The 12,368-nt window shown below is 57.2% G+C and carries 14 protein-coding genes; 9 read left to right on the top strand and 5 right to left on the bottom strand.

All coding sequences use genetic code 11. From position 1 onward, the window contains the following. Positions 1-3: 3 nt before the first annotated feature. The gene (locus C7H08_RS01575; protein ID WP_227663212.1) at positions 4-783 is read right to left on the bottom strand and encodes a substrate-binding periplasmic protein; all 780 of its coding nucleotides are present in this window, start codon (positions 781-783) and stop codon (positions 4-6) included. Positions 784-1,089: 306 nt separating this feature from the next. Here C7H08_RS01575 and C7H08_RS01570 point away from each other — a divergent pair, with 306 nt between their 5' ends. The 4 genes from C7H08_RS01570 to C7H08_RS01555 are packed head-to-tail and all read left to right on the top strand — an operon-like array spanning position 1,090 to position 4,561. Next, entirely contained in the window at positions 1,090-1,728 is a 639-nt protein-coding gene (locus C7H08_RS01570) for a DUF1826 domain-containing protein (RefSeq protein ID WP_106670004.1), read from the top strand. Positions 1,729-1,772: 44 nt separating this feature from the next. After that, on the top strand, positions 1,773-2,885 hold the full coding sequence (locus C7H08_RS01565) for a porin (protein WP_227663211.1): 1,113 nt from the start codon (positions 1,773-1,775) through the stop codon (positions 2,883-2,885). After that, the gene (locus C7H08_RS01560; RefSeq protein ID WP_106670003.1) at positions 2,875-3,801 is read left to right on the top strand and encodes a metal ABC transporter solute-binding protein, Zn/Mn family; all 927 of its coding nucleotides are present in this window, start codon (positions 2,875-2,877) and stop codon (positions 3,799-3,801) included. Before C7H08_RS01565 ends, C7H08_RS01560 begins: the two co-directional genes overlap by 11 nt. Further along, entirely contained in the window at positions 3,791-4,561 is a 771-nt protein-coding gene (locus tag C7H08_RS01555; RefSeq protein ID WP_106670002.1) for a metal ABC transporter permease, read from the top strand. Before C7H08_RS01560 ends, C7H08_RS01555 begins: the two co-directional genes overlap by 11 nt. On the opposite strand, the gene C7H08_RS01550 is transcribed toward C7H08_RS01555, so the two are convergent. Then, entirely contained in the window at positions 4,533-4,961 is a 429-nt protein-coding gene (locus tag C7H08_RS01550) for a hotdog fold thioesterase (RefSeq protein ID WP_106670001.1), read from the bottom strand. The two genes, C7H08_RS01555 and C7H08_RS01550, sit on opposite strands and share 29 nt — an antisense overlap. Before the next feature lie 137 nt (positions 4,962-5,098). Here C7H08_RS01550 and C7H08_RS01545 point away from each other — a divergent pair, with 137 nt between their 5' ends. Beyond that, positions 5,099-5,563, top strand: a complete 465-nt coding sequence (locus C7H08_RS01545; protein WP_106670000.1) for a c-type cytochrome — start codon at positions 5,099-5,101, stop codon at positions 5,561-5,563. A gap of 14 nt (positions 5,564-5,577) precedes the next feature. Here C7H08_RS01545 and C7H08_RS01540 read toward each other — a convergent pair whose 3' ends face one another. After that, on the bottom strand, positions 5,578-6,270 hold the full coding sequence (locus C7H08_RS01540; protein WP_106669999.1) for a cytochrome b/b6 domain-containing protein: 693 nt from the start codon (positions 6,268-6,270) through the stop codon (positions 5,578-5,580). A 72-nt stretch (positions 6,271-6,342) separates the two neighbouring features. Then, complete coding sequence (locus C7H08_RS01535) at positions 6,343-7,725, bottom strand: ribonuclease J (RefSeq protein WP_106669998.1); 1,383 nt, start codon at positions 7,723-7,725, stop codon at positions 6,343-6,345. 198 nt (positions 7,726-7,923) lie between these two features. On the opposite strand from C7H08_RS01535, the gene C7H08_RS01530 reads away from it, so the two are divergent. The 3 genes from C7H08_RS01530 (at position 7,924) to C7H08_RS01520 (ending at position 10,493) form a co-directional block, all read left to right on the top strand. Next, positions 7,924-8,601, top strand: coding sequence for a type 1 glutamine amidotransferase domain-containing protein (locus C7H08_RS01530; protein WP_106669997.1), 678 nt, complete (start codon positions 7,924-7,926; stop codon positions 8,599-8,601). Positions 8,602-8,721: 120 nt separating this feature from the next. Next, a complete protein-coding gene (locus tag C7H08_RS01525; RefSeq protein ID WP_106669996.1) occupies positions 8,722-9,450 on the top strand; it encodes a MotA/TolQ/ExbB proton channel family protein in 729 nt (242 codons plus the stop codon). Beyond that, on the top strand, positions 9,447-10,493 hold the full coding sequence (locus C7H08_RS01520) for a peptidoglycan -binding protein (RefSeq protein ID WP_106669995.1): 1,047 nt from the start codon (positions 9,447-9,449) through the stop codon (positions 10,491-10,493). Before C7H08_RS01525 ends, C7H08_RS01520 begins: the two co-directional genes overlap by 4 nt. A 39-nt stretch (positions 10,494-10,532) precedes the next feature. Here C7H08_RS01520 and C7H08_RS01515 read toward each other — a convergent pair whose 3' ends face one another. Next, on the bottom strand, positions 10,533-11,645 hold the full coding sequence (locus tag C7H08_RS01515; RefSeq protein ID WP_106669994.1) for an S-(hydroxymethyl)glutathione dehydrogenase/class III alcohol dehydrogenase: 1,113 nt from the start codon (positions 11,643-11,645) through the stop codon (positions 10,533-10,535). Between the two features lie 91 nt (positions 11,646-11,736). Between C7H08_RS01515 and C7H08_RS01510 the strand changes: the two genes are divergently transcribed. Beyond that, positions 11,737-12,324 (top strand): TetR/AcrR family transcriptional regulator, encoded by a 588-nt coding sequence (locus C7H08_RS01510; RefSeq protein WP_106669993.1) that lies wholly within the window; start codon positions 11,737-11,739, stop codon positions 12,322-12,324. The last annotated feature ends 44 nt before the right edge of the window (positions 12,325-12,368 follow it).

Below are 12,368 nucleotides of genomic sequence, written 5' to 3'. Positions count from 1 at the left end.
AGCTTACCGGACGACATCGGTATAATAGCTGGTGTACTCTTCGATCAACTCCTGCAGTCGCCCCTGATCATCAAGTGCCGATAACTGCTTCATAAACGCTTCTCTGAATGCCATAGAATTACACACCGACCGCTTCGAAAAAGCAAAAAACAAACCCTCTCTACTGACCGGAGGCGCCAGCGCCACGAACTCGTCGGCAATGCCCAGGCGCTCAAGCTTTACCTGCCCCTGCAACTGCTCATAAAGCACATAGTCCACCCGGTCGGCCTGAGCCATCAGAAATGACTGCTCGATGGTCCGGACACCTTCGATGGCGAGATTGTCTTTCGCGTACTGGTCAAAACGTTGGCCGAAACTGTTATTAATCAGAGTGCTACCCTGCCGACCCTTCAGGTCCGGCCAGTGGCGATACTCGAAAGGCCGCGCCTTTGGCACCCAGACGTTGGTTGGTAGGTGCGTCATTGGTGGCAATACATAATCCATATAGCCGATGCGCTCAGAAGTGATAAATGCTCCGGCCACCAGATCGATCTCGCCCAGCTGCGCCAACCGCTGAACCCGGGCCCAGGAGCCCTTATTCTGCACCTGCACCGTAACCCCCAACGGTCCAACAATTTCACGAAGAAAGGCTTCAACCGCTCCTGTCAACAGCTTGGGTGTCCGATCCGAGACCCAGAGTAAGGGTGGATATTCCGGATTACCACTGACCACCAACGTATCGCAGGCAAAACCGCTTCGGGTATCGGCCAGCACCGGGAGACTGGCGAACAGGGTTATGGCCACGACCTGCGTACACCGCATGACAACCACAGGCCACCACAGGCTCACAGACAAAGAGACTCCGAATATTCGCAATTGTTTAGGCTCAACTAAATGAGAAAATCAACTAACAGGAAAAGTATAGCACTTGACCCGATAACGCTGTGCTCTGTTTTTTGACGTATCTCAAGCATTCATCACCTGGTGGCAATAAGCAGAAAATCGGCGCGATTAAATCGGCTTTGCCAGTCAGAACCCTTCACAAATTGAATGTTATAACATAACATCTTGCCCAAACTGTTACTTCTGCCTTTACGCCAGGTTTTTCTAATGACACAGCTAAATGACCATCCACTCAGCTCCGTCACGCCCCTTGGCAATCACGCCGAGTGCCTGACCGAAATACTTCGCAACGACGTCAACCTGGCCGTCTGGCAACGCAACTTAAGCTCTTGCTGGCAGTCTTTTATCAACGAGTTCTGCGTAAAAGCCGGGAACCTTGAACGTTTCACCAGACTGGAAATCGGCCAAAGCGCTGCGCTTGCCTTACCCTCCTGGGTCCTCGCCATCGAAGGCGCTAATCACTGGATTGACGATGTCGACCAGCTGGTTGACATGTACCAATGCCTTTTTGAACCTGAAGCCGTTGGCCTGCGAATTCACGTTCTGCAACAGACAATGTGCCCCCGTTTCCACGTTGACCGGGTGCCGGTGCGCCTGCTCTGCACCTATCGGGGACCAGGAACCGAGTGGCTGCCTGAGTCCCTGGTGACTCGCCCGACCGATGGCGGGCCGCTTCCCAAACAATCGGCTCAACCGGCGCAAGTACGGCAAATCCCCACAAATGCCGTTGCTCTGCTCAAAGGGGAAGCCTGGGAGGGTAACGAAGGCAAAGGCCTGGTGCATCGATCGCCGTCGCCAAATGGCTCCCCCAGGCTGATCATCGGCCTCGATTGGCTTTCATCTTAAGCAATTTACGTAACGTTATAACATTAATCATAAGAGGATATTCTATGCGCTTTACCCGCCTTCACGCCGGCGTACTCTCAACCTTGCTGGTACCGTTTGCATCGGCACAAGCCAACGAAATGAACCCCGACATCAGCGTGGTGCTGGATGGCTATTACAAACAAAACGCCACCGCTCTGTCGCACCGGGACGAAGGCTTTGGCCTGGGCCACACCGAACTGACGTTGTCGGCACCCATCGACGATCTGTTTGCTGGCCGCCTGACGGCGGTGCTCGAGGAGGAACACGGCGAAACCGAGTTGGTGCTGGAAGACGCCTACCTGCAGACCACCGGCATGCCCTGGAACCTCAGTATTCGTGGCGGCCGATTCCTGTCACAGGTGGGCTACCTGAACAGCCGTCATATGCATGAAGACGACTTTGTTGAACGCCCCGCAGCCTACCGGGCACTCCTGGGCAGCCACTATTTCGACGATGGCCTGCGGGTCAATCTGCTGATGCCAACACCGTTTTACTGGCAAGTCGGCGTCGAGGCCTTCAATGGCAATCAACTGACCGAAGGTGATGAAGACATCGGCGTATACACCATCAACACCCGTTTCGGGGGTGACATCAGCGCCGCCCAAAGCTGGCAGGCAGGGCTGTCGTATTTGCGCAACCGCCAGCTCCACGGCGAGCACGAAGACGATCATGATCATGGCCACGACGACGATCACGGCCATGGCCATGCAGCTGCCTACACAGGAGAAAACCTGTACATCGCAGATCTGGTCTGGAAATGGTCACCGAATGGCAACATACGTCAGCAGCAACTGACCCTGAGCGGTGAATACCTCTATGCCGACGAGCTGAATGAGCATGCCCACTCCTCGGATTACCATCAGGGCTGGTATGCCTCCGCGGTATACCGCTTTACCCCGCAGTGGTCCGTCGGCGCCCGTTATGGCCGGGTCGACCTGAAAGAAGCCCATGGCGATCACTTCCACGATCAGCAGTTAAAAGAAACCGATGTGATGCTGGCCTGGTCCCGTTCCCACTTTTCCACACTGCGTCTGCAATACACGCACCAGAGCGCACACGATTTTGATGACGCCGATAACACTGTCACCCTGCAATACGTGATGACCTTCGGAGCTCACGGTACCCATGACTTCTAAGCCTCGCGCCCTTGCCCTGGCGTTCGGCTGGCTACTGGCAATCGCCAGTACGCAGGTCAGCGCCAGCCTTAACGTGTTTGCCTGCGAACCGGAATGGGCCAGCCTGGTGGCGGTGCTGTTGCCTGATGCCAAGATCACCACCGCGACCACCGCCTGGCAGGACCCTCACTACATTGAGGCCCGCCCCAGCCTGATATCAGCCATGCGCAACGCTGACCTCGCCGTTTGCACCGGGGCCTCACTGGAGGCCGGCTGGCTGCCGTCGCTGATCTCACGGGCCGCTAACCGCCACATCAAACCGGGCAGTGACGGCTTGTTCTTCGCCGCTGATCATACCCCTCTGCATCAGAGCCATGAGCATGTTGATCGCAGCATGGGGGATGTCCACCCAGAGGGGGACCCACACCTGCAACTATCTCCCGATGCGGTGCCCAGGATTACCCAGGCACTGGCGACTCGTTTGAGCGCACTGGCACCGGACCAGAGCGGCATTATCCAGCAACGCTATCTGCGCTGGCGCGGTGAGTGGAATCTGCAACGACAAACCTGGCGGGCAGCGGCCGAGCAGCTCGAAGGCATGATCGTGGTCACGCAACACTCCACCTTCGATTACTTGTTACGGTGGCTGAACGTGGCTGTGGTCGCCGATCTGGAACCCAAACCCGGCCTGCCACCCAGCAGCCGACATCTGCGCGACGTACTGGCGACGCCTCTGCTGTCTGACGCTGCCTTGATCCTGGTGGCATCCTATCAAGATGATCGGCCGGCGACCTGGCTTGCCAACCAGTCCGGCGTTCCCAAGGTTGTCATGCCCGCTACGGTCACTGGCAAACCCGGCCAGCAAAGCCTGCAGAACATTATCGGATTGCTGGTCGACGCCCTGCTGACTCATCAGGCACCGCGCAATGTGGACTGACTGGGGCTGGCTGTGGCCAGCGGTCGCGGCCAGCGCCTTGATCTCCATAGCGCTGGTGCCCCTCGGCCACCACGTTCTGGCCAGAGGTATGGTGTTTGCCGATCTAGCCATTGCGCAATGGGCAGCACTGGGTATTTTGCTGGCGGGCAATGTGTTTCCCGACGCCGGCCAACTGGCCAGACTGGTGGGCAGCCTGCTTCTGGCACTGACCGCCGTGTCAGCCGTCAGTCTGGTGTTGCGGTCCATGGTCAGGCATCGAGAGGCGATGATTGGCTTGCTCTATGCAGTCGGTGCCAGCGCGGCCACCCTGCTCGTCAGTAATGACCCCCATGGCGCCCAGCGACTGACCACCACTCTGGATGGCGATCTTCTCTGGACCACAGCACTGAACCTTTGGCCCCTGGCCGCATTGGCCGTCAGTATGCTGTGGTGGCAATTTCGGCTGCCTGAACGCTGGGCCGACCGGTTGTTTTTACCGTTATTTGCGGTGGCGATCACCCTGACCGTAGAACTCGCCGGTATCTACGTGGTGTTCACCTCACTGATCGCGGCACCCTTGCTACTCACATACTTGTGTGGCACCGGCGTTGTGTTGGCGATTCTGGTTTGCCTGGCAGGACATGGTCTCGGATTGCTCGCGTCTGCCTGGCAGGATCTGCCAACGGGGCCTACCGTGGTGATAACTACCCTCATCGTCAGCGTCATCCTGGCGATTTTTAGTCAAAGACGGGTTATCCGGGACGCTTGGTTACCGCCATAGTCAGCCGTGAAATGCAGGTCAGTTTACCTTGCTCATTCTCCAAACGGATTTCCCAGACCTGGGTTGTGCCCCCGATATGTTGAGGCCTGGCAGTGGCGTAAACCCAGCCGCCGGTGACCGGACGAATGTGGTTGGCGTTGATGTCGAGCCCAACCGCTACAGTGCCTTTATCTTTCAGGCAGCAATTGGCGGCCATGCTGCCCAGAGTTTCTGCCAGCAACACTGAGGATCCGCCGTGCAGAATGCCGAAAGGCTGAACCGTGCGCGAATCAACTGGCATGCGGCCAGTTACGTAATCGTCACCGATTTCGAGATATTCAATACCCATGTGACTGACAGCGGTGTTCTTGCTGGCTTCAGTCATTTGCTCGAGGTTGGGGCTAACGGTCCAGATCGACATAGTGGAAAATCTCCGGGTTGAACTTTAGTCTGTGGTGACTGTCTGCAAAGAGTCTATACAGGTAGGATGCTCATAACCATGCCTTTATAGAGCATATTGGCAACAGAACCAATCCGACCAAACGAGAGGGACCTGAAATGAATAAAACCGGTTTATTGAGCGCTGCACTGCTGACAGCCGCTTTCGCGATGCCCGCCGCCGCGCAACTGAGCGTCGAAGACCAGATTGAAGCTCGCAAAGCAGCCTATCAGTTCATGTCGTGGAACATGGGCAAGATCAAAGCGCAGGCTGTTGATGGCGGCGTTGAGTTCAATGCGGACCAGATGAAAGCCGCAGCCAATGCCATTGCCGCTGTTGCCAATTCCGGTATGGGTGCGCTCTTCAGCCCGGACTCAACCATGGACAAAGCCGATGACACTCGTCTGAAGCCGGAGTTCTTCCAGCAGCCGGAAAAGGCCAGGGAAGTGGGCATGAACTTTGGCCGTGAGGCCAACAAACTGCAGGAAGTTGCTGCGTCTGGTGACCGGGCCGCGCTGGCACGACAGTTCAGTGCCGTCGGCGAAACCTGCAAGGCTTGCCACGACAGCTTCCGGGCTGACTGATCAGTGCGACGGCCCTACCACCCCAGATCCTGGGGTGCTGGCTCGGGTGCCGGCGGTGGTGAAATCAACTCACCGCTGGCAGCCCAGACTACCACCATCGCCAGTACCAGCGACATCACAAACGCCAGCGCACCGCCACCTTTTGCATCCCCCGCCTGACCTGTCCTCACATGCTTTTTACCGGTGATCATCGGCGTCACCAGCTCGTCTTTTTTGATCAGGATATAGAACAACACTGCCGCCACATGCAAAGCGACCAGGCCGTACAGGTACCATTCGGTCTGTCGATGCCATCCACTCAGAGTACCGCTCAGATCGGATGAAATCAGCGGATACAGCGGGCCATAGAAGGCGACTTCATCGTTGGCAAACAGGCCAGAGACCGCCTGAGCCCCGAACAAACCGATCAGCGCCAGCACCGACAGGGCGCCCAGCGGGTTATGGCCAACCCCCTGCCAGCGCCCTTTGAGGTAGTCAACAATAGCGCCGGGACCGCGCACAAACTGGCTGAATTTTGCGTAGCTGGACCCCAGAAAGCCCCAGACGATGCGAAAAGACAGCAGGCCGATCACCATCAGGCCAAAGCGCTCGTGCCAGGCCATCCAATCCCCGCCAACTTTGATCGTCACGAGGGATCCGGTCACCGCCAGCACCAGTAACCAGTGGAACAGTCTGACCGGCAAATCCCACAATCGAATGGTTGTCATATCAATCCTTTTACCTCACCAACAGACTGGTGCAATGACCATATCAAACTTGCCAAGTTCCTCTGCCAATCCTCACTCAACGCACACTAACGCCTGTTTCTGCCAACCCAATCGCCCGGTTGCAACCAGCTGGCGGCGGATACCCGGTATCGGCTTTACCATAAACAAATCACCGTTACGCCCCACCATGGCCCTGGGCACGCCGGTGGCTTTGGCCAGCTCCCCATGCACCCGCATATGCTCGGCTTCGCCGTGAACCGGAATCGAAATCCTGGGGCGAACCCACTGGTACATGGCCTTCAGTTCGTCCTGCGCCGGGTGCCCCGAGGCATGAATGGGCGCGCCAGCCTGCTCGGCGGTAATCACGATCACCCCGAGGTTACGTAACTGAGCGATCAGCGCATCAATAGACTCTTCGTTGCCGGGTATCGCCCGGGCACTGAAAATCACCGTGTCGCCGGCCTCCAGTTCAAAATCCGGATGGCTGCCCTGGGCCAGTCGGCGCAAGGCCGTTCTGGGCTCGCCCTGGCTGCCGGTGGCCACCGCCAGCACATCGTGGCGCGGCAGATAGCCAAGATGCGAGGGGCTGATCAGTTTGTCCGACCCGGGCCACAGCCCCGCAGCCTTGGCGGCCCCGCTCATATTGACCAGCGAACGGCCGAGCAGGCCCATATAACGGCCGGTCTCCCGGGCGATCATCGCCAGGGTATGCAAGCGGGCTATATTGCTGCCAAAGCAAGTCACCACCACCCGGCCCTTGGCCGAACCGATCAAATCCAGCAACCCTTGGTGCAAAGCGGCTTCCGACAACGAGTGGCCGGGCACGTTGGCGTTGGTGGAATCGCACACCATGGCATCCACACCTTCCTCCGCCAGATCAGTAAAGGTGGAGACCGAGTAACCATGCCCCACCAGAGGCTGGTCATCCAGCTTCCAGTCACCACTGTGAAAGATATGGCCGACCGGGGTGCGAATCATCAAGGCATTGGGGTCAGGAATGGAGTGGGTCAGGGCCAGCCACTGCACATTAAAAGACCCTATCTGCCGGCGCTCGCCGGTGTCTACCTCAATGATCGGCACCCGATGCAGCAGATCAAATTCCGCCAGTTTGCGGCGCAGGATTTCCGCGGTAAACCGGCTGGTATAGATGGGGCATTGCAGCAGCGGCCACAGGTAAGGCACGGCACCGACATGATCTTCATGAGCGTGAGTAATGATCATTCCGGCCAACTGGTCCCGTCGGTCGACAATAAAAGCGGGATCTGCCATCTGGACCGGCGGCTCGCCCCGATGATGCACCGTGCCATCGGCGGAAACCCGGCCCGGCTTTGGGAAGGTAACGCCACAATCCACCATCAACCATTGGCCATCATGGCCATACAGGTTGAGGTTCATCCCGATCTCACCGGTGCCGCCAAGCGGCAAAAACCATAAATCATTGTGTTCCGGGGTCATGTAGCTCGCATCTTATTAGCGGTCATATCAGCTCAAAGCCCTGTTTATTCGAATGGTTAGTCGGATCAGTATAAACATACCCGGCACCCATGACGCTGCACCAGCCGTAACTCCTGTTGAAATATAGCTCGATCGCCACAACATCTTTATATGAAGCGCTAAAAACATTCCCGATTCCCGACAGGAGGATCGACTGATATGAAAATTCTAATGGTACTCACTTCCCACGACCAGATGGGCGATACGGGCCACAAGACCGGCTTCTGGCTGGAGGAATTCACCGCGCCGTTTTTCGTCTTCAAAGATGCTGGTGCCGACATCACCATTGCGTCCCCGAAAGGCGGGCAACCACCGGTCGATCCGAACAGCGAAGTGGACGATGCACTGACCGACTCCACCCGTCGGTTCATGGCAGACGCTCACGCCAAAGAAATGCTGGCCAGCACCAAAAAGCTGGCGGATGTGGATATGAACCAGTTTGACGCCATTTTTTATCCGGGCGGCCACGGGCCACTGTGGGACCTGGTTAACGATGACAAGAGCATTGCACTGATCAAGACCGCCTATGAGCAGGACAAGATCATTGGTGCCGTGTGCCACGCCCCGGCGGTGTTCAAGAACGTGTTCGTCAAGCCAGACCAGAATATCGTTGGCGGTCGCAACGTGACCGGTTTTACCAACACCGAGGAAGAAGCGGTGCAGCTTACCAACATCGTGCCCTTCCTGCTGGAAGACATGCTTAAGGAAAATAACGGCCGCTACAGTTGCGGTGACGACTGGGCTCCGCACATTGTGGTGGATGGCAAGCTGATTACCGGCCAGAACCCGGCGTCTTCCGAGGGCGCGGCCAAAGCCGTGGTGCAGGCCCTGCAGTAAGGCTGATCGGTTGAGTCTGGGCCAGGAAGTTGGGGTCAGATGAAAATTTCATCTGACCCCAAATTTATCGTCTATCTGTGCTAACGTTTTGAGGACTATCTCAAAAGATTGGCCATCGCTATGAGCAACCCCAAACACACGCTTTTCTGGATGACGCTTTTCCTCGGCGTGGTCATTATTGTCGGCGCCCTGATCCACAAACCCCTGATCTCGGCCTTTATGGCCAACTGGGTCTTCAACCTCCTGATTCTCAGTGTTCTGATCATCGGCATTGGCCTGACCTACCGTCAGGTGTTTGTGTTGTTCCCGGAGCTGAAATGGATTGCCCAGTTCCGTACCGGTCATACCGGGCTGTCAGTCGTTCAGGAGCCACGTTTGCTGAAGCCGTTGGCACGGCAACTGGGCGAAGACACCAAGCGCGACCGGTTTACTCTTTCTACATTGTCCTTACGTACCGTGCTCGACGGTATTCACTCCCGAATGGATGAGCAGCGGGAAATCACCCGCTATTTCATCAGTCTGCTGGTTTTTCTCGGGCTATTGGGAACTTTCTGGGGCCTGCTGGGCACCATCAATTCGGTGGGCCAGGTAATTACCGGCCTGGACATGAGCCAGCAAGACTTCGGCACCGTGTTTGCAGAACTGCAGGAAGGCCTGCTCACACCTCTTGAAGGCATGGGCACCGCGTTCAGCTCCTCCCTGCTGGGCCTCGGCGGCTCGCTGATTCTCGGTTTCCTCGACATTCAGGCCGGTCATGCCCAGAACCGCTTCTACGACGGGCTGGAAGAGTGGCTGACCGGCGTGACCAATCTGGTTGACCGGGTTGATGGCGGGAAAGACCTGTCATGATCGGGTCCAGGCGTCGCAGCCGAAGCACCATCAATGTCTGGCCTGGCTATGTCGATGCCCTGTCGGCACTGTTGATGCTGGTTATTTTCATGCTCCTGGTGTACGTCGTGAGCCAGTTGTATCTGTCCCAGACCCTGTCTGACCGCGATAGCCAGCTGGCACGCCTGAACACACAGCTAAATGAGTTGTCGCAATTACTGGGTCTGGAGCAAAGCAAGACGGAGGCCCTGGAGAATAATATGGTCAGCCTCCAGGACGACTACAGCACCAGCCTGAACCAGAACGACGAACTGGTAAACCGGCTTGAAGCCACCCGTGAGCAACTGATGCAGCAAACCGCCACAGCCGAAGCTCGGGCCGAGCGGCTGGCCAGCATGGAACAAACCATCGACGATAACAATGAAATGTCCGCCAGCCAGCAGACCATGATCCTGCAGCTGTCCAACCAGATTGCCTCACTGCGCGAGCAGTTGAGACAGATTGCCTCGGCGCTGGAGCTGCAGGAACAGATGACGTCAGAGAAAGAAGAAGAGTTGGCCAACGTCAGCCAACGGCTGAACACCCTGCTGGCCGAACGAGTCAGCCAACTTCAGCAGTACCAGTCAGAATTCTTTGCCAGGCTCCGGAACATTCTGGCCAGTAACGAAAACATCCGGGTGGTGGGGGACCGTTTTCTGTTGCCCTCGGAGTTGCTGTTTGCATCCGGTTCGGCGCAGCTCGGTGAGGCTGGCCAAGGCGAACTGGATAAGCTCGCCGGCGTGCTGCTGGATGTGGTTGAGCGAATTCCGGACGATATTGACTGGATTCTGCGAATCGATGGCCACACCGACATCATCCCGATCAACACGCCGCAATTTCCGTCAAACTGGGAATTGTCCACCGCCCGGGCGGTGGCCGTGGTCCGCTACCTTGCCGTGCAGGGCGTGCCTGAACGGCGGATGGTGGCGGCCGGTTTTGGTGAGTTCTTCCCGGTGACGGAAGGCACCTCAGCCGAAGCGCTGAGCAGAAACCGGCGGATAGAGCTCAAGCTCACCGACCGCTGATCGGGCGCTACCGGCTCCGGCAGGCCCGACCAGCAACCCTCAGAAGTGAATAACCGTCCTGATGCTTTTGCCTTCATGCATCAGATCAAAGGCTTTGTTGATGTCCTCCAACGGCATTTCGTGGGTAATGAACACATCCAGCGGAATCTCGCCAGTTTTGGCTTTTTCCACGTAGGACGGCAGCTCGGTACGGCCCTTTACGCCGCCAAAGGCGGAACCGCGCCAGACCCGACCGGTCACCAGCTGGAACGGACGGGTGCTGATTTCTTCGCCGGCACCGGCCACGCCAATGATGACGGATTCGCCCCAACCCTTGTGACAGCACTCCAGAGCCGCGCGCATCACCTTGACGTTACCGATGCATTCAAACGAGTAGTCGACGCCGCCATCGGTCATCTCGACAATCACTTCCTGGATCGGTTTGTCGTAATCGTTAGGGTTAACCACATCGGTGGCGCCCAGTTGTCTGGCAATGTCGAACTTGCCCGGATTAATGTCGACGGCAATGATGCGGCTGGCCTTGGCCATGGTCGCGCCAATGATGGCGGCCAGACCAATACCGCCGAGCCCGAAAATAGCCACGGTGGCACCTTCTTCAACCTTTGCCGTATTCAGCACGGCACCGATACCGGTGGTAACGCCACAGCCCAGCAGGCAGACCTTGTCCAACGGAGCTTCCTTGGGGATCTTGGCCAGGGAGATTTCCGGCAGCACGGTGTATTCCGAGAAAGTGGAGCAGCCCATATAGTGGTAAATTGGCTCGCCCTTGTATGAGAACCGGGATGTGCCGTCTGGCATCACGCCCTTGCCCTGAGTAGCGCGCACGGCGCCGCACAGATTGGTCTTGCCGGAAGTGCAGAATTTGCACTTGCCGCATTCAGCGGTATATAGCGGAATCACGTGGTCGCCCACTTCCAGGTCCTTCACACCCGGGCCGACAGCTTCGACAATACCGCCGCCTTCATGGCCCAGGATGGTCGGGAACAGGCCTTCGGGATCGGCACCCGAGAGAGTGTAGGCGTCGGTGTGGCAGACACCGGTGGCAACGATACGCACCAGAACTTCACCGTCTTGTGGCGGGGCAACATCAACTTCAACGATTTCCAGCGGCTTGTTGGCTTCAAATGCCACCGCGGCACGGGATTTAATCACTGGCAGGCTCCTCGGGATCGATTGGTAATCTCGGCTATTGCGGATTCCGGTTGTTTGACGGGATCTAGACGACTGGTCTACTATAGCAAACATGACATCGAACGACACCCGCATTCATATTATTCGCACCGGCGCAGACCTGATCGGCCATAAAGGCTTTGGCGCGACAGGCATTAACGCCGTGCTGACGGCGGCCGGCGTACCCAAAGGGTCGTTCTATCACTACTTTAGCAGCAAGCACGATTTCGGTCTGGCCGTCATTGATACCTTCGCGGAGGAGTACGACGCCAAACTGGATCGGATTCTCAACGACACCAGCCGCCCTTGCGTCGACCGCCTGCGAGCTTACTTCGACACCGGTTTTGAAACCATCACCCGCTGCGAGTACACCAGGGGCTGCCTGATCGGCAACCTGGGCCAAGAGCTGTCGGGACAGAATGAGGCCTTCCGGCAACGCCTGAACACGGTGTTTGCCAGTTGGGAAAAACGTTTCGAGAAGTGCTTTCGTGACGCCCAGCAGGCCGGGGACGTCAGTATTGATATCGACCCGGCGGACGCCGCCAGTTTTCTGCTGTCCGGTTGGGAAGGCGCCATCCTTCGCTCCAAGGTTCTCAAGTCCACAGAGCCCATGGAACGGTTTGTGCGAATCTTTTTCAAACAGTGCCTGGATATCGGCTGAAATTTTTTTGGATCGGCAACTAGTAGACTGGTCTAATTAATTCA

Origin of the sequence: Marinobacter halophilus (genome assembly GCF_003007685.1) — a bacterium.
GTDB lineage: Bacteria > Pseudomonadota > Gammaproteobacteria > Pseudomonadales > Oleiphilaceae > Marinobacter > Marinobacter halophilus.
This window is presented reverse-complemented; position numbering and strand designations above follow the sequence as displayed.